This is a genomic window from Tenacibaculum sp. AWR4_210 (assembly GCF_056160945.1).
The window spans coordinates 362,616-384,073 of record NZ_JBSWYF010000003.1 but is presented as its reverse complement, the minus strand read 5'-3'; the positions used below and the strand labels follow the sequence as shown (position 1 = coordinate 384,073).

The 21,458-nt window shown below is 41.7% G+C and carries 1 protein-coding gene; it reads left to right on the top strand.

The genetic code is table 11. The features are described from left to right. Positions 1 to 28 precede the first annotated feature (28 nt). Positions 29 to 21,457, top strand: a complete 21,429-nt coding sequence (locus tag ACXAG7_RS07625; RefSeq protein WP_476666498.1) for a T9SS type B sorting domain-containing protein — start codon at positions 29 to 31, stop codon at positions 21,455 to 21,457. The last annotated feature ends 1 nt before the right edge of the window (position 21,458 follow it).

The window sequence follows — 21,458 nt, the reverse complement described above, 5'->3', positions numbered from 1 at the left end:
AGTACAACATTAATTTTCCCCTTACCCCATGAAAAGATTACTATTAGTTAGTATTGCTTTATGCTTGTATACTTTTAATGCGTTGGCACAAGACAAAAGTCTTGAAAACCGTGTTAAAGGAGACCCAGACAAAAAGATTGAATACAAAGAGAGCCTTGTTAAATCAAGACCAGACGTCCCATTTACCCAGCGATTAGGTGCCGGAGGTTTGAATGTCCGAGGAAATATGACATTCATAGCCAATAATATCATGAACCGTGAGTATACCACTATATACAGGAGAAGCTCTTCTGCTCAATGGCAACTCGATAATTGTGGTGATTGGTATTGGGATTATGTATATACCGCAGCAGGAAGTTTAGATGCCAATGACAGCCACCCTTCATCACCAACTAGGTATTATAGGAGGAGTACAGATGCATGTAATCGTCATTATTATTCAAATATTAATACATTGAATAATGGACAGGCCAACATGCAGTATATTGATATTGATAATGCAGACGGAATTCCTGGCAGTGGATCGACATTTTCTTCGAGTAGATCTACTTTAGCGTTGCCTAATTGTTCTCGTGTGGTTTTTGCGGGATTGTATTGGGCAGGAGTATATCCCTATGAAGATTTTGCGACTCAGACGGCGCGTGATGCAGCTGCATTGAGAAGTATTAAATTCAAGATCCCAGGGAATGCAAATTATGTGGATTTAACAGCGAGCACAGTTACTGCTGACAAAGAAGTCTATGATAATAACAGTGATGGTGCTTATGTTTGTTTCAAGGATGTTACCGCTATGGTTGCGGGTCAGGCAAACGCCAATGGTAATTATTACGTAGCTAATGTAAAAGGTGCTAGAGGTATTGACAATCTTCGCGGTATTGGGGGATCCGCAGGTTGGACCTTGGTAATTATCTATGAAAATCAAAACGAATCAAGTAAGAATATTTCTATTTTTGATGGTTTTGTTTCTGTTAATGGTAGTTCGAGTCAAGATATCAGCTATTCTGGATTCAAAACCATTCCTGCAGGTCCAGTACGTGCAGAAATTATGGCCGCGACCCTTGAAGGAGACGGATATATTTCTGGTGATCGTTTCCAGATTCGTAATAAGGTGGGAACTTATGAAGATATTTCCAATGCGGTGAATCCAGCAAATAACTTTTTTAACGGAAGTATTACCCGAAATAATAATCATACGACTACAAGAAATCCTCAAAGTACCAATACTTTAGGGTTTGATATGGATCATGTAGTTCTAAATAATCCAAGTAATAGTATTATAGGAAATGGTGATACCTCTGCAAATATTCGTTTTACAACGGGAGGAGATGTGTACTGGCCGTTTTTAAATGCGCTGTCTGTAGAAATTATTGAACCTGAATTACAGTTGATTAAAACGATTGACGATGGTGCAGGAAATGATTTATCAGGGCAAACAGTAGCATTAGGAAGTGAACTGTGGTATAATATTAGTTTCCAAAACGTAGGAACTGACAACGCATTGAATGCTGAAATCGTAGATCTTCTGCCTAAAAATGTTGACTTAGTAGCTGGAGATCTTCAGTTACCAGCAGGAATTCCTGCGAGTAACGCAACGTATGTTGCTCCGTCATTAGCTAATGGATTTAGAGGACGATTGACAATTCAGATTCCTGACAGTATGGTTCAGGAAAATGGCGCTAAATACAATATCCGTTTTAAAGTAAAAGTAGCGGCTACCTGTAATGATTTAAGAGATGTATGTTCAAATGTAGTACAAAATCAGGCTTTTGCCAATTACGATAGTGACCGAGGTGGACTGCCTAGAAAAATAAATGAACCGAGTTTTGCCGGGTTAGACGCCTGTAATTTTGGTATTGTAGGTACCTCTAATTTCTTAGCAGATACTTCTGGTTGTACTTTTACCCGTGATGAAGTATTATGTGGTTCTAGTATTACACTAACGGCGGGAGCTGGATTTGCATCATATGAATGGCGTAATGGTGCAGGAACAGTAATTGGAAATACACAATCAATAACAGTAAACGCAACGGGAACGTATACCGTTAACAAAGTAGCTCCTGTAGGTTGTATCAATGCAACGGAAACCATTAATGTAATTCCTTATACTACACAACCTAACCCATTAATTCCTTTCGCTGACAGAATGCTGACCTGTCCTAGTGATGGTAGCGATTTGGCAGAAATGTATTTATGTGGTGTGGGAGGATCTAGAAGTATTAATCTACCAATTACACCTGGTTCGGGAACTACCGTACGTTGGTTCAAACTTGACGAAACTTCATGTCCTGATGAAACTACTGCAGGATGTGCTAATAAAAATACGAGTTGTACTTGGAATGAAGTTAGTACAGCCCTTACTTATAATGTAACAGATGCTGGTGAATATAAAGTAGAGGTACTATACGATGGACGTTGTCCGAGTGAGTATTTCTTTAATGTATTCAAAGCTACATTGAATCCGGATATCGTTAAAACTGATATTACTTGTGGAAATAACGGGCAGATTATCATCAACAATGTTCCTGCAGGATATCAATACAGTCTTTCAGGACCTGGAGGATATTTTGTAGATTTTCAAAATTCTAATACGTTTACGGTAACTAATCCTGGAGATTATAACTTACGTATTCGTATCAACAATCCAACAGCAGCTTCTTGTGTTTACGATTTTGGACCAATTAATATCCGTGATCTTTCAATTGCGTTGGATGTAACAACGACGAATATTTTATGTGCAGGTGATCGCGGTCGAATTAGAGTACGCGTCAACAATGTACCTGGACAATATACCTATACCTTATTACAAGGAGCAACTACGGTAGCAACTCAAGGTCCTATCAATAGTAATGATTATACTTTTGAAGTTAGTACTGGTGGTAATTATACGGTTCGTGTAGCAACTCCAAGCTGTAACACAACTCAGGATGTGGTGATTACGCAAGCACCTGCATTAACCCTAACCGCTGCAGCAACTAAAAATATTTCTTGTACTGCCGGATCCTCAGCAGGAATCATCAATTTGACTGCGGCTGGAGGAACGTTAACTACTGGAGCACAATATACTTTTGCAGTTTGGACTGATAAAGGAACTGATTTATATACAAATGTAGCAGACATACCGTCGTCTGCCTATTTTACCAATACAACTTATAATGTTACGAATGGTAATCAAGGTACTTATCGTTTTGTAGTGGTTGACAGTAATAACTGTGCTACAATTTCGAACCCAGTAACGATTACTGTTGAACCACCATTGGCATTCAACCATACTGCCAATGATGTTTCGTGTGTCGGAAATTCGGATGGTTCAATTGCTGTATCAGTGAATGGAAGTAACCAAGGATATACTGTAGAGTATAGTATTGACGGTGGAACTAGCTGGAATACAACAGGTAACTTTACTGGTTTAGCTCCTGGATCGTATGACATTAACATCCGAGCGACAAAAACTTCATACCAATGTTTGTATACTATTGATAAGGTTTTAATCAATAACAAAACTGCAATAACAGGTTCAGCAAGCCTAACGCAAAATTATACATGTACGCAACAAGGTGAAATTACCTTTGCGGCAGCGTCAGGAGGAACGGCACCGTATAGTTATGGTATTGATGGAGTGTATTCTACCAACCGAGTAAAAGGTGGATTGACACAAGGAACCTATGCTTTAACAATAAGAGATGCTAATAATTGTGTATTAACACTATCAAATATAACTATTGATCCGTTGCCAACAGCGCCTACCTTGGCCGCGACAATCGCGTATAGCTGTACTGGTGCAGGTAATGTTACAATTACGCCACTCTCAGCGGGGTATACTTATAGCTTAGATGGAGCTACTCCGGTGACTACCAACGTGTTTACTAACGTTTCTGTAGGAAATCACACAGTGACTGTAAATTACGGACGTAATTGTACAAGAAATGTTTCATTCAATGTTGCTGCTAATCAGGCTTTTACAGGAACAGTGGTAGGAAGTACAAATAGTGTTTGTCACAGTGCTGATAATGGAACGATAACAATTTCTGCGAGTAATTTTGTAGGAGGAGATTATGAATATTCTATTGACGGTGGAGCGAATTGGTTGACAGCAGTTGACAATCCATCTCGTATTGTGGGGGTTCCTGATGGAACTCACAATATCAGAATTAGAGAAACTTTTGGTGGAGCTACTTGTGTGGTAGACTTAGGAAATGTAACTATCACTGAACCACCACAGTTAAACTTAACAGCGACGGTAACTTCGAATCCATCGTGTACAGGTACAACAACTGGAGCGACAGTAACAGCAGTAGCTACTGGTGGTACACCACCGTATACCTATAGTATAGATGGAGGACTTACTTGGCAATCATCAGGAGTATTTACGAATGTAGCTCCGAGTGCAACCGATTATATTATCAATGTTCGTGATAGTAGAAATTGTGACGAATGTGGTTGTACGGTAGATCCTTTTGTAAATGGAGGATTTGAATTACCAACAACTACTGGTAGAAGATATAGAAGTTTGCATGAAGACCAAGTTCCAGGTTGGGACACTACGGCTTCAGATAACAGAATTGAAATTTGGTCAAACGGTTTTAACGGAGTAACTGCTTCTGAAGGAGTTTCATTTGCAGAGTTAAATGCAAATGCTGTTTCTACCTTGTACCAAGAATATTGTACACAACCTGGTGACATTATTTCATGGTCATTAGATCACAGAGGTCGTGCCGGTACCGATGTTGCGAATGTTAAAATCGGTGGAGATTTAGGTTCGGCTACTGTTCAAAGAACAATGACTGACGGAAATACTGCATGGGGAAGTTACTCCGGAACATATACAGTACCTGCTGGTCAGTCAACTACGGTTATCGCTTTTGAAGCAGTGTCAACTGCAACGGGAAGTTTGACTGTTGGTAATTTCATCGATAATGTAAATATCAGAATTACAAAAGTTACTTGTACCCCTGTGCGTGTAACTGTAAATCCACCAGCTCCAGTTACCCATACAGCAACGGTAACAAATTGTTATGACGGAACCAACGGACAGATTGCGGTGAATGTAACTCAAGGTGTACAAAATTATTTGTTCAGAATTAATGGTGGAGCATGGGTAGCACCAACACCGGCTACGGCAACAAGTCATACTTTTACAGGTTTGACACCGGGGGCTTACACCATAGAAGTTCAAGATGCTCTTGGCTGTGTTTCAACAGCAAGTAATCATAGGTTAGATGACACTTTGACAGCAACAACAGCTGTAACTAATATAACGTGTAATCCAGGAAGTATCACCATTAATGCAACCGGTGGTGATGGGAATTATAGATACGCAGCCGTGCCAACTGGAGGAACTCCAACGTTTGGAACGAGTAACACAATCGCAGCTACGGCTCCTGGAGTATACGACATTTATGTACGTGATAATTCTGGAAATGCAGGGTATTGTGAGTTCCGTGATAACGTAACAGTGCGTGCTATAGCGAACCCAGTTGCTACCTTAACTCCAAGTCAACCAAACTGTAACGGTGATACGGGAAGTATTAGTGTAGCTATTACACAAGGGGTAGGTCCTTACACAGTAAGAATGACTGCTACCACCGCAGGAACTACTACAACGGTTGGACCAAGTGCAAGTACTACAGCAGTCTTTAATACACTTGGTGCAGATACCTATACGTTCGTGGTAACGGATGCAAATGGTTGTACTAGTGCAGCAGTATCTGAAACAATAACAGTCCCAACGACTATTACGGGTTCTGCCAGTTTGACAGAGAATTATACCTGTACGCAACAAGGAGAAATTACTTTTGCAATTGCAGGAGGAGGAACAGCTCCTTATAGTTATGGTATCGACGGAGTATATTCTACAAACCGTGTGAAAACTGGTTTGACCGAAGGAACGTATGTATTGACAATTAGAGATGCTAATAATTGTGTACGAACTTTACCTAGTATTACAATTGATCGTTTACCAACCCTACCTGCCTTTACACCGGCAGTAGCGTACAATTGTACAGGAAGTGGTAATATTACTATTACACCAACTGGTGCTGGATATACCTATAGTTTAGACGGAGCACCTGCAGTAACTACCAATGTATTTAATAATGTAGCAGTAGGTCCTCATACAGTAACGATTAACTACGGACGTTCATGTACCACTAATGTGGCAGTTACTGTTTTGGCAAATCAACAGTTTGCTGCGAGTATTACCGGAAGCACTAACAGTACTTGTAATGGAGCTGATAATGGTACGATTACCATAGCAGCATCGAACTTTGGAGCTTCATTTGACTATACAGTAAATGGAGGAACCAATTGGATCAATGCGACTTCAAGTCCGGTTACGGTAAACAATGTTCCTGATGGAGTGAACAACGTTCGCGTTCGTATTTCGGCAGGAGTTTGTGAATTAGATTTAGGAAATGTAACCATAACAGAGCCAGCAGCAGTAGGAGTAACGGCAACGATAACAAGTCCGGCCAACTGTACAGCAACTCCAGGAGCTACGATAACAGCTGTAGCTACCGGAGGAACAGCTCCTTATGAGTACAGTATAAATGGAGGAACTACTTGGCAGAGTTCAGGAGTATTTACCAACGTGGCAGCGAGTGGAACTGCATATACTATCCAAGCAAGAGATAGCAGAAACTGTGCTTCCACTTCGAATGCAACGATCACGGTAAACCCTCCATCAACAGTAACCCATACAGCAACAGTTACCAATTGTTACGACGGAACCAATGGTCAGATTGTGGTAACTGCAGCGAACGGAGTTCAAAATTATTTATTCAGAATCAACGGAGGTGCTTGGGTAAATGCAAGTCCAGCAACTTCAACGAGTCATACTTTTACAGGATTAACACCAGGAGCATATACTATTCAAGTGCAAGATGCTTTAGGTTGTGTTTCTACAGTAAGTAACCACAGGTTAGATGACACTTTGACAGCTACTACAGCAATTACAAGTGTTACCTGTAATCCAGGAAGTGTTGTAATAACAGCCGCAGGAGGAGACGGAAACTACCGTTATGCTGCCGTAGCTGCAGGAGGAACACCGACATTTGGAACGAGCAATACGATTGCGATTCCAGCAGGAGGACCTTATGATATTTACGTACGAGATAATTCAGGAAATGCCGGATACTGTGAGTTCACTAATAGAATTACGGTACCAGCAGTAGCCAATCCTGTAGCAGCGTTAACTACGACGCAACCAAATTGTAACGGAGATACAGGAAGTATCAGTGTGGCAATTACGCAAGGAGTCGGTCCTTATACAGTACGAATGACGGCAGTTACAGCCGGAACTACTACAACTGTAGGACCAAGCGCTAGTACTACCGCGGTATTCAATACCTTAGGAGCAGACACGTATAATTTTGTGGTAACCGATGCCAATGGATGTACAAGTACACAAGTATCAGCAACGATTACAGTACCAACAACTATTGCAGGAACAGCGAGTTTAACACAAAACTACACGTGTACACAGCAAGGTCAAATAACCTTCGCTGGAGTATCAGGAGGAACAGCACCGTATAGTTATGGTATTAATGGAGTGTATTCTACAGCAGCCGTAAAGACTGGTTTAACGGAAGGAACGTATATATTGACAATTAGAGATGCGAACAATTGTGTACGTACTTTACCTAATATTACTATCGATCCTTTACCAGCATTACCGAGTTTTGCAACAGCGGTAGCATATAACTGTGATGGAACAGGAAACGTAACTGTAACTCCGACCGGAGCAGGATATACCTATAGTTTAGACGGAGCTGCAGCGGTAACTACCAATGTATTTAATAATGTAGCAGTAGGTCCTCATACGATTACTATTAATTACGGACGTTCATGTACAACGAACGTATCAGTAACAGTATTAGCAAATCAACAATTTACAGCAAGTGTAACCGGAAGTACGAACAGTACGTGTAACGGAGCTGATAACGGTACGATTACCATAGCAGCATCGAACTTCGGAGCTTCATTTGACTATACAGTAAATGGAGGAACCAATTGGATCAATGCGACTTCAAGTCCGGTAACGGTAAACAATGTTCCTGACGGAGTGAACAATGTTCGCGTACGAATTTCAGCAGGAGTTTGTGAGCGTGATTTAGGAAATGTAACCATAACAGAGCCAGCAGCAGTAGGAGTAACGGCAACGATAACGAGCCCGGCCAACTGTACAGCAACTCCAGGAGCTACGATAACAGCTGTAGCTACCGGAGGAACAGCTCCTTATGAATACAGTATAAATGGAGGTACTACTTGGCAAAGTTCAGGAGTATTTACCAACGTGGCAGCGAGTGGAACTGCATATACTATCCAAGCAAGAGATAGCAGAAACTGTGCTTCTACAACGAATGCAACGATCACGGTAAACCCTCCATCAACAGTAACCCATACAGCAACAGTTACCAATTGTTACGACGGAACCAATGGTCAGATTGTAGTAACTGCAGCGAATGGCGTTCAAAATTATCTATTCAGAATCAACGGAGGTGCTTGGGTAAATGCAAGTCCAGCAACTTCGACGAGTCATACCTTTACAGGATTAACACCAGGAGCATATACTATTCAAGTGCAAGATGCTTTAGGTTGTGTTTCTACAGTAAGTAACCACAGGTTAGATGACACTTTGACAGCTACTACAGCAATTACAAGTGTTACCTGTAACCCAGGAAGTGTTGTAATAACAGCCGCAGGAGGAGACGGAAACTACCGTTATGCTGCCGTAGCTGCAGGAGGAACACCGACATTTGGAACGAGCAATACGATTGCGATTCCAGCAGGAGGACCTTATGATATTTACGTTCGAGATAATTCAGGAAATGCCGGATACTGTGAGTTCACTAATAGAATTACGGTACCAGCAGTAGCCAATCCTGTAGCAGCGTTAACTACAACCCAACCAAATTGTAACGGAGATACAGGAAGTATCAGTGTGGCAATTACGCAAGGAGTCGGTCCTTATACAGTACGAATGACGGCAGTTACAGCCGGAACTACTACAACTGTAGGACCAAGCGCTAGTACTACCGCGGTATTCAATACCTTAGGAGCAGACACGTATAATTTTGTGGTAACCGATGCCAATGGATGTACAAGTACACAAGTATCAGCAACGATTACAGTACCAACAACTATTGCAGGAACAGCGAGTTTAACACAAAACTACACGTGTACACAGCAAGGTCAAATAACCTTCGCTGGAGTATCAGGAGGAACAGCACCGTATAGTTATGGTATTAATGGAGTGTATTCTACAGCAGCTGTAAAGACTGGTTTAACGGAAGGAACGTATATATTGACAATTAGAGATGCGAACAATTGTGTACGTACTTTACCTAATATTACTATCGATCCTTTACCAGCATTACCGAGTTTTGCAACAGCGGTAGCATATAACTGTGATGGAACAGGAAACGTAACTGTAACTCCGACCGGAGCAGGATATACCTATAGTTTAGACGGAGCTGCAGCGGTAACTACCAATGTATTTAATAATGTAGCAGTAGGTCCTCATACGATTACTATTAACTACGGACGTTCATGTACAACAAACGTATCAGTAACAGTATTAGCAAATCAACAATTTACAGCAAGTGTAACCGGAAGTACGAACAGTACGTGTAACGGAGCTGATAATGGTACCATTACCATTGCAGCATCGAACTTCGGAGCTTCATTTGACTATACAGTAAATGGAGGAACCAATTGGATCAATGCGACTTCAAGTCCGGTAACGGTAAACAATGTTCCTGACGGAGTGAACAATGTTCGCGTACGAATTTCAGCAGGAGTTTGTGAGCGTGATTTAGGAAATGTAACCATAACAGAGCCAGCAGCAGTAGGAGTAACGGCAACGATAACGAGCCCGGCCAACTGTACAGCAACTCCAGGAGCTACGATAACAGCTGTAGCTACCGGAGGAACAGCTCCTTATGAATACAGTATAAATGGAGGAACTACTTGGCAGAGTTCAGGAGTATTTACCAACGTGGCAGCGAGTGGAACTGCATATACTATCCAAGCAAGAGATAGCAGAAACTGTGCTTCTACAACGAATGCAACGATCACGGTAAACCCTCCATCAACAGTAACCCATACAGCAACAGTTACCAATTGTTACAATGGAGCCAATGGTCAGATTGTAGTAACTGCAGCAAGTGGCGTTCAAAATTATTTATTTAGAATTAACGGAGGAGCTTGGCAAACACCATCTCCTGCAACGGCAACAAGCTATACGTTTACTGGCTTGGCAGCTGGTAATCACACCGTACAGGTGCAAGACGCCTTAGGTTGTGTATCTACAGCTTCGACTGAGACTATTAATGGTCAACTTACTTTAGGTACGACCGTAGTAGACGTTAACTGTAATGCCGGAACAATCACAGCGACAGCAGGTGGTGGAACAGGAGCTGGTACTTATGTATTCGCTTTTGTAAATCAAGGAGCGACTCCAGCACCTGGAGACTTTGGAGCGGCGAATACTTTTAATATTGCTGTGGGGACAACTACTCCAGCTCGTTACGACGTATACGTTCGTGATAATTCAGGAAATGCGGGATACTGTCAAGAGTCAGTATTGAATGTAACGGTAAATACTACTGCTACGGTAGGTTTATCACATACGGCAACGCAACCTACTTGTAATGGTGATAGAGGAAGTTTTGTATTGAATATCACAGGAGGATTACAGCCACATGCAATTGCGGTGACTGGTCCGGGAGGATATACTAACAATGTAACGAATTTTGTAAATGCATCAAATACCTATACGAATTTGGTAGCAGGAGCTTATAATGTTACGATCACAGATGCAAATGGATGTACAGATACCGAAACTGTGAACATCGTTAACCCTGCACCGTTAGTAATTGATATTGACGATGTATTACCACCGAATTGTGCGGTAGATCCTGCGAATACTGGATTTAATTTTATCAATATTTCTCCAGCTTCATTTGCACCGTATACTTTACAATACAGTGTAGATAACGGAACTACTTGGGTAGACTTTACAACGACCAATGGTCAAGTGAGAGGATATAATTCTGGAGATGTAATCTTCCCAGCACTTCGCGTATTCGATACAGCTACAAATACAACAAGGTGTTTGGTGAACTACGGACGTTACGAAATTGCGTACAACGTAGAAGGGCTTATTGTAAACCCTGTAGCCAATCCGACAGACTGTTCGTCAGGATTTAGTGTAACAGTGGAAGCTGTAAACGGTACAGGACCTTTCGAATTTGCAAAAGATACACCTACTGGTTGGCAACCACATGATACAACGAGTCCAACAACGGTACAACCAGATCAAACTAGAACGAGAACCTATCCGAACTTAACACCTGGTAGAACTTATGATTTCTACGTGCGTGATGCTTCTGGATGTATTCGTCAGAATAATGAAGATATCTACAATACCTTCACACCGTCAGTACCAATTAGCGTAACGGTTAATAATAATCAATGTGCTGGTTCGACAAACGGACAAATGACCTTTACGATAAACAATGCGAGTGGAGATTTAGTGTTGCCATTTGATTGGACGATTTATCGAAAAGATTCACCAACAGTAAGTACTCCTGTAGAAAATTCGGCAGCCGCAGGTGAAACTAGCTTGACAATCACATCGTCAGTAGGTTTAGCAGCAGGTGAATACTATATTGAAATTTCTAATAGAGTAGGAGGATGTAAATTTGGTAGTGCAGACACTGAAATTAAAGCAGGTAATGCTATTACTGGAACTGTAGTGAAGGCAAACGATATTACTTGTAACACTCCAGGTGTTGTAAATATTCAAAATGTAGTAGGAGGTTTTGGTAGCTATAGTTATGCATTAACGGTTACCAATGCAACAGGTATCACTACACCAACGACAGCAACGACAGTGAGTATTCCTTATGCAAATGTTACGAATCCAGCGAATCCAGTTACGGTAGAAGTGGTAGTAACCGATGCTAGTGGATGTTCACAGAATTTAGGAACTGTTAGTTTAAATGTAAGTCCTTTACCGAGTTTAGACAGTGCGGTGACTAGTACTTGTGGTACCAATAAGACGATTACGGTAACGGCCTCTGGAGGAACAGCACCTTATTCGTACTCTATAGATGGAGGTACTACGTATCAATCAAATGCGTTGTTTGAAAATTTAGCACCTAATAATTATACGGTTCAGGTTAAGGATGCCAACGGTTGTGAGAGTTCAACACTTGTTAGAACAATTCACCCGAGTTTAGACTATACAGTAGCCTTGACGAAGACCTTAGATTGTACTTCAGCAGCAGGCTATAGTATAAATGTAGCTTCAGGAACGGGTAATTACAGCTATGTAGTTGAAACGGTACCTGCCGGAACTAACGTAATCCCAGCAACTGTTTTCGCAGGAGCTTCTGCTAACTTTACCATAGCGACAGCTGGAGATTACCGTGTGGTAATGACCGATACTGGTTCTAATTGTAGCTTAACTAGAAACTTTACTGTTGCTCCTTCGGTAACACCAAGTTTCACTCATGTGGCTACGAACAGTGTTTGTCAAGGAAGCAATAGTGGGTCAATTAGATTGACAGCTGTTGATAATGGAATTTTACCATTAACTTTTGCAATCACACCAGCAGCCGGTACTTATAATGCGGCTACTAGTACTTATGAGAACCTTCCACCGAATACCTATAGTATTCAAGCGACAGGAGCTAACGGATGTACAACAACCGTAAATAATATTGTAATTTCTGAATTTGCTGCGATTGCAGTGCCAGCAGCGGTGGTGACACAATTTGGATGTACCACAGGAAATACGACTAACAATGCAACGATTACTGTTCCTAACACTGGAGCTACTGTAGTGACAGGAGGAAGTGGAACTTATGTAAGAGTTGAGTTTATTAATACACAAGGAACAGCGACTACAGCTGATGATGTAGTTGTACAAAACGGAGCAAGCTTTACGTATACTTCAACAGACGAAGCAGGCGGAAGTTATCAAATTAACGTTTATGACGATAGTGGATGTTCAGGAAGCACCACGGCTACAATTGCGCCGTTTGGAAAGCTATTAACAGCACCAGTGGCAGTGAATAAAGCCATTGATTGTGCTACTGGAGAAAATATTACAGTGAGCTTTACGTCGAGTAACCCAATCCCAGCTGCGAATATCAGCTATACGGTAACGGGAGCAGGAACTGGATTTACAGCGACAAATGCAACTGGAGTATTTACGAATTTAGCAACGGATACCTATACTATTACGGTTAGAAACACCGGAACAGGTTGTGTGTTAACGACTACACATGAAGTTAAAGCAGCGCCTAGTTTCGTAGTAGACATCAACCGTTTGAGCAATGTAACGTGTTTTGGTTCAACAACAGGATCAATATCATTCGGATTCAGTGCAAGTACACCGTATACAGGAAACTACAACTACGAAGTATTCCAATCAAGCGGAACAACCACTGGAATTACCGGAAATAACGTAACAGGAGTAACTACGGTTTCTAATTTAGCCGCCGGAACATACTACGCACGTTTAACTATGGTAGCATCACCATTCTGTCCAGTACAGTCTAGTAATATTACCATCGAAGCTCCTGCAGCAGCCTTGACCTTCACTTCGACTATTGGAGAGATTGATTGTACAGGAGGAAATAACGGATCTATCACTGTGAATGCTACAGGTGGTTGGGGAAGTTATCAATACCAATTAGAGTCTACTACTGGTACCATCATTACGGCGTACTCTGGAACTAACGTATTCAACGGATTGAGTGCAAATACTTACGTAGTACGTGTACGTGATGCCAACGGATGTATCGTAACGAACAACGCGGTAGTTAACAATCCAACGCCAGTAACCTTTACTTTAGCCAAGGATGACAATGCATGTACGTCTACATCAGGAGGTAGTATTACGGTAACGGCAGCAGGAGGTAGCCCAGCGTATACGTATATCTTATCGCAAGGGGCAACAGTAGTTGCTACGCAACCTTCGAATGTATTTACCAACTTAGGAGCTGGTTTGTATACAGTTCAGGTAAGAGATAGTAAAGGATGTACTGCAGCAGCAACTCAAAATATCACTTTGTTACCGGAATTAGAATTTACGGTAACCGAAACGAAGAAGATTGACTGTACAGCAGCACCAGATGCTACCATCCAAGTAGCGATGAGTTCTGGTTCAGGAAATTATGAATATGAAGTATTGAACAGTGGAGGAGCAACTGTGGTTACACGAGTGGCAATCACAGGAACTACCGTTTCATTCAATGTGGCTACCGCTGACACCTATACCGTTCGCGTATTTGATGTTGGAGTAACACCAAACTGTTCAGAAACAAAAACTGTGGTAATAGCTCCGCGTATCGAACCTAATTTTACGCATGTAGCAACCAACAGTATTTGTCAAGGAAGCAATAGCGGTTCAATTCGTTTGACTGCTGTAGACAACGGAATTGTACCATTGACCTACGCCATTACACCGGCAGCAGGAACGTTCAATGCGGCGACGAATACTTTTGAAAACTTACCTCCAAATACCTATAGTATTACAGCTACAGGAACAAATTCATGTACAACGACTGTGAATAACATCGTGATCACTGAATTTGCTGCGATCGCAGTGCCTGCCGCTGTGGTAACAGAATTTGGATGTACCACAGGAAATACGACTAACAATGCAACGATTACTGTTCCTAACACTGGAGCTACTGTAGTGACAGGAGGAAGTGGAACTTATGTAAGAGTTGAGTTTATCAATACACAAGGAACAGCGACTACAGCTGATGATGTAGTTGTACAAAACGGAGCGAGCTTTACGTATACTTCAACAGATGAAGCAGGCGGAAGCTACCGTATCAATGTGTACGATGACAGTGGATGTTCAGGAAGCACCACGGCTACAATTGCACCGTTTGGAAAGCTGTTAACAGCACCAGTGGTAGTGAATAAAGCCATTGATTGTGCAACAGGAGAAAATATTACAGTGAGCTTTACATCGAGTACACCAGTACCAGCAGCGAATATCAGCTATACGGTAACCGGAGTAGGAACTGGATTTACAGCGACGAATGCAACTGGAGTATTTACAAACTTAGCAACAGATAATTATACAATAACGGTAAGAAATGCAGGAACAGGTTGTGTGTTAACGACAGCACATGAAGTTAAAGCAGCACCTAGTTTCGTAGTTGACATCAACCGTTTGAGTAATGTAACGTGTTTAGGTTCAACAACAGGATCAATATCATTCGGATTCAGTGCAAGTACACCGTATACAGGAAACTACAACTACGAAGTATTCCAATCAAGCGGAACGACCACTGGAATTACCGGAAATAACGTAACTGGAGTAACTACGGTTTCTAATTTAGCAGCCGGAACATACTACGCACGTTTAACTATGGTAGCATCACCATTCTGTCCAGTACAGTCTAGTAATATTACCATTGAAGCTCCTGCAGCAGCCTTGACCTTTACTTCGACTATTGGAGAGATTGATTGTACCGGAGGAAATAACGGATCTATCACTGTGAATGCCACAGGTGGTTGGGGAAGTTACCAGTATCAATTAGAGTCTACGACTGGAACGGTTATTACCGCGTATACTGGCGTTAATGTATTTAACGGATTGAGTGCAAATACTTACGTAGTACGTGTACGTGATGCGAATGGATGTATCGTAACGAACAACGCGGTAGTTAACAATCCAACACCAGTAACCTTTACCATGGTAAAAGACGACAATGCATGTACGTCTACTTCAGGAGGTAGTATTACGGTAACAGCAGCAGGAGGTAGCCCAGCGTATACCTATATCTTATCGCGTGGAGGAACTGTAGTTGCTACGCAACCTTCAAATGTATTTACCAACCTTGGTGCAGGTAATTACGCCGTTGAAGTAAGAGATAGTAAAGGATGTACTGCAGCAGCACAAAACATCGTATTGTTACCAGAATTAGAATTTACGGTAACCGAAACGAAGAAGATTGACTGTACAGCAGCACCAGATGCTACCATCCAAGTAGCGATGAGTTCTGGTTCAGGAAATTATGAATATGAAGTATTGAACAGTGGAGGAGCAACTGTGGTTACACGAGTAGCAATCACAGGAACTACCGTTTCATTCAATGTGGCTACCGCCGACACCTATACCGTTCGCGTATTTGATGTTGGAGTAACACCAAACTGTTCAGAAACAAAAACTGTGGTAATAGCTCCGCGTATCGAACCTAACTTTACGCATGTAGCAACCAACAGTATTTGTCAAGGAAGCAATAGCGGTTCAATTCGTTTGACTGCTGTAGATAACGGAATTGTACCATTGACCTACGCCATTACACCGGCAGCAGGAACGTTCAATGCGGCGACGAATACTTTTGAAAACTTACCTCCAAATACCTATAGTATTACAGCTACAGGAACAAATTCATGTACAACGACTGTGAATAACATCGTGATCACTGAATTTGCTGCGATCGCAGTGCCTGCCGCTGTGGTAACAGAATTTGGATGTACCACAGGAAATACGACTAACAATGCAACGATTACTGTTCCTAACACTGGAGCTACTGTAGTGACAGGAGGAAGTGGAACTTATGTAAGAGTTGAGTTTATCAATACACAAGGAACAGCGACTACAGCTGATGATGTAGTTGTACAAAACGGAGCGAGCTTTACGTATACTTCAACAGACGAAGCAGGCGGAAGCTACCGTATCAATGTGTACGATGACAGTGGATGTTCAGGAAGCACCACGGCTACAATTGCACCATTTGGAAAGCTGTTAACAGCACCAGTGGTAGTGAATAAAGCCATTGATTGTGCAACTGGAGAAAATATTACAGTGAGCTTTACATCGAGTACACCAGTACCAGCAGCGAATATCAGCTATACGGTAACCGGAGTAGGAACTGGATTTACAGCGACGAATGCAACTGGAGTATTTACAAACTTAGCAACAGATAATTATACAATAACGGTAAGAAATGCAGGAACAGGTTGTGTGTTAACGACAGCCCATGAAGTTAAAGCAGCGCCTAGTTTCGTGGTTGACATCAACCGTTTGAGTAATGTAACGTGTTTAGGTTCAACAACAGGATCAATATCATTCGGATTCAGTGCAAGTACACCGTATACTGGAAACTACAACTACGAAGTATTCCAATCAAGCGGAACGACCACTGGAATTACCGGAAATAACGTAACTGGAGTAACTACGGTTTCTAATTTAGCAGCCGGAACATACTACGCACGTTTAACTATGGTAGCATCACCATTCTGTCCAGTACAGTCTAGTAATATTACCATTGAAGCTCCTGCAGCAGCCTTGACCTTTACTTCGACTATTGGAGAGATTGATTGTACAGGAGGAAATAACGGATCTATCACTGTGAATGCCACAGGTGGTTGGGGAAGTTATCAATACCAATTAGAGAGTACTGGTGGAACTGTATTAACAGCGTATACAGCGACGAACATCTTTAACGGATTGAGTGCAAATACCTACGTAGTACGTGTACGTGATGCGAATGGATGTATCGTTACTAACAACGCAGTAGTTAACAATCCGACGCCAGTAACCTTTACCATGGTAAAAGACGACAATGCATGTACGGCTACCTCAGGAGGTAGTATTACGGTAACAGCAGCAGGAGGTAGCCCAGCGTATACTTATATTTTATCACGTGGAGGTACAGTCATTAGATCTCAAGCATCTAATGTATTTACCAACCTTGGTGCAGGAAATTATGCCGTTGAAGTAAGAGATAGTAAAGGATGTACTGCGGCAGCACAAAACATCGTATTGTTACCAGAACTAGAATTTACGGTAACTGAGACCAAGAAAATTGACTGTACGGCAAGTCCGGCAGCAACGGTTCAGGTAGCGGTTAGTTCGGGGTCAGGAAACTACGAATACGAAGTGTTGAACAGTGCGGGTGTAAATGTTGTAACAAGAGTTGCTATTGCTGGTACTACAGTTACCTTTAGTGCAGCTACTGCTGACACCTATACCGTTCGTGTGTTTGATGTAGGAGTAACTCCTAACTGTTCGGAAACGAAGACAATTAATATTGCACCGAGTATCAACCCTAGCTTTACACATGTGGTAACCAATAGCGTTTGTAACGGAAGTAATTCAGGAAGCATCCGAGTTACTGCAGTTGCTAACGGAGCAGAACCTTTAACTTATGCTATAACACCAGCGGCGGGTACGTTCAATACTGCAACTAGCAGCTTCGAGAACTTACCACCAAATACGTATAGTATTACAGCGACAGGAGCAAACTCATGTACAACGACAGTGAACAACATTGTCATTACAGAATTTGCTGCCATTGCGGTACCAACACCAGTTGTCAACCAATTTGGTTGTACCACTGCGAATACGACAAACCCAGCAACAATCACAATTCCAAATACTGGAGCAACAGTGATTACTGGAGGTAGTGGAACCTATGTTAGAGTTGAGTTTATCGATACGAAAGGAACTCCTGATACGGCTGATGACTTTGTAGTTCAAGACAGTAATAACTTTACATATTCAACTACGGATGAAGCAGGTAGTACCTATCAAATTAATGTATATGATGATAGAGGATGTGTGGGTAGTACTACGGCAACCATTGCACCGTTTGCTAAATTATTAACGGCTCCTGTAGCGGTTGATAAAGCAATTGACTGTGCTACTGGTGAAAATATTACTGTGACCTTTACGTCGAGTAATCCAATTCCTGCAGCGAATATTAGCTATACTATTACTGGTGCAAATACTGGATTTACAGCAACAAATAGCACTGGAGTATTTACCAATTTAGCTACGGATATTTATAATATCGCTGTAACCAATACAGGTACGGGATGTGTATTGACAACTTCACACAGTGTAAGTACACCACCAAGCCACACGGTAGATATTAATAAAGTAAGCAATGTAGCGTGTTTAGGAACTGCAACCGGAGCAATTTCATTCGGATTTAGTGCAGCTCCTGCATATACAGGAAACTATAACTACGAGGTATTCCAGTCAAGTGGAACCACGACAGGTATCACAGGTAATAATGTAAATGGTACAACAACCGTTTCAACTTTACCAGCGGGTACGTACTATGTACAATTGACAATGGTAGCATCGCCATTCTGTCCAGTTCGTTCGGGTAACATTACCATTGAAGCACCTGCAGCGGCCTTGACACTTACAGCGAATCCATCGTTAATTAGTTGTGTGCGTCCTGACTCAGGAGAAGTTCAATTAACTGCAGCAGGAGGATGGGGATCGTACCAGTACCAATTGGTGAATACGACAACCAGTACGACGGTTCAGGCTTATGCGAACAAGAATGTGATTGACGGTTTAGTTGCGGGTAGATACGAAGCAACGGTAAGAGACCTTAATGGATGTACAACAACAGTAAGTTTTGAATTAACAGATCCTACGGCGATTACAGCTACGTTTACTGTAGCTAATAACGCGTGTTACGCTGATGCAGCTGCGAGTATAACAGTAACCAACCCTACAGGTGGTCAAGGAACTCCAGCCGTGTACCGATACAGCTTAACGTATCCAAATGGTACAATTTCAGCGATTCAGACTGGAAACGTGTTTACGAATTTAAAAGCCGGTAATTATGAGATTAGAGTATACGATGATTATTCGTGTCAAAGTGCTCCAATCCCAGTAACTATTACTGATCCGACTAGAGTAGTTGCTCAGGCTACAATCGTAGCGCCTATTACGTGTACGAGATCGCAATCGTCAGTGCAAGTATCAGGAACAGGAGGAACTGGAGCCTATATGTACAGTATGGACGGAACGAACTTCGTTGCGAGCAATGTATTTAACGTAGATGCTGGTAAACACCAATTCTATGTAAGAGATGCTAACGGATGTATTTCTGATCCTGTAAGTTTAGTAACCGTAGATCCTTACGAAGAAATTCGTTCGAGATTAGTAGTGAATGCCGGAGTTATTACCTGTAATGGAGAAAACAACGGGGTATTATCTGCTACTGTTGTGGGAGGATTAGGAAACTATCGATACGAATTATTGGATGATGCCAATAATGTAGTTCGTCCATTACAAACTACGAGTCGTTTCGATCAGTTATCAGCAGGTAGATACAAGATTAGAGTGTATAGTTCTAATGCAGGAGGAGATATTTGTCAGATAGATACGAGCGTTCATGAAATTACGGAACCTGATGCCTTGCGAATTGCTTCTGACGTGAAACAAGTAAGTTGTAACGGAGGAAACGATGGTAGAATTACTATTAATTCACGAGGAGGTAATGGTGGTTACCAATACAACATTAGTCCTGGTTTTGCTCCAAGTAAATTTGTGTCTAATAATGTATTTGACAATTTGGCGCCAGGTACCTATACGATTACTGTAAAAGATCAGGTAGGATGTTACGATACCATTACGGTTCAAATTGCACAGCCATCAGCGGTTACTGCAGCCCTAGTGAATGTAACACAACAAGTTTGTAGTGCTGATCCGACACCGACGATTTCGATTACTATTGGAGGAGGAATCTTACCAGCTGGAGGACCTACAACGTACATCATTAGCCTAAACGGAATTGATTTACCAGGTACTTATAATGCCGGAACTGTAGTTCTTGGTGCAGCAGAAGGTATTGAAGCGAATAAGAAGTACGGTATTGGAGTACGCAGTGTAAGCGGTGGATGTTCACCAGTGTTTATCCCAACGGTAATTGAGACTGTAAAACCAATCGCCCTACAATTACAAGCAGGATTGACCTATACTTGTCCGACAGGAAATGTAATTAATGCCGGAGTTCAGGATGAATACAAATCAGTAGTGGTGTATTCGTTATTAGACAACGGATCGATAGTCGCATCAAATGATACAGGAATCTTTACCAACGTGGCTCCAAGTGCTAATTATACGGTGAGCGTTGAACACGTAGTGAGTTCGTGTCCGGTAAGTGTAACCATTCCAGAAGTACGTGATATTACTGCCTTAGCAATGGCTGTAGATGATTCACAGAAAAATAAACTCATTGCCTCTGGTAACTTCGGATTACCTCCGTATGAGTATAGCTTCGATGATGGAGACTTTTCATCTGACAACGAAATGACCATACTTGAAACACGTGATTACAGAATACGCGTGAGAGATAGTAGAGGATGTATTGTTGAAATGATTGTGGAAGGAGTTTACATCACTATTGAAGTACCGAACTTATTTACGCCTGATGGCGATGGAGAAGACGATTACTGGTACCCAACTCAAGTAGAAGATTATCATGAAGTACGCGTATTCATCTATGATCGATATGCACGTCAAATAAAGGTATTTACGGGTTCTCAACAAGGTTGGGACGGTAAGTACGAAGGTAGAGACTTACCTTCAGGTGATTACTGGTATACTATTTACTTTAAAGAGTTATCAGGACAGGAAAGAAAAATAATGGGTCACTTTACTTTATACAGATAAA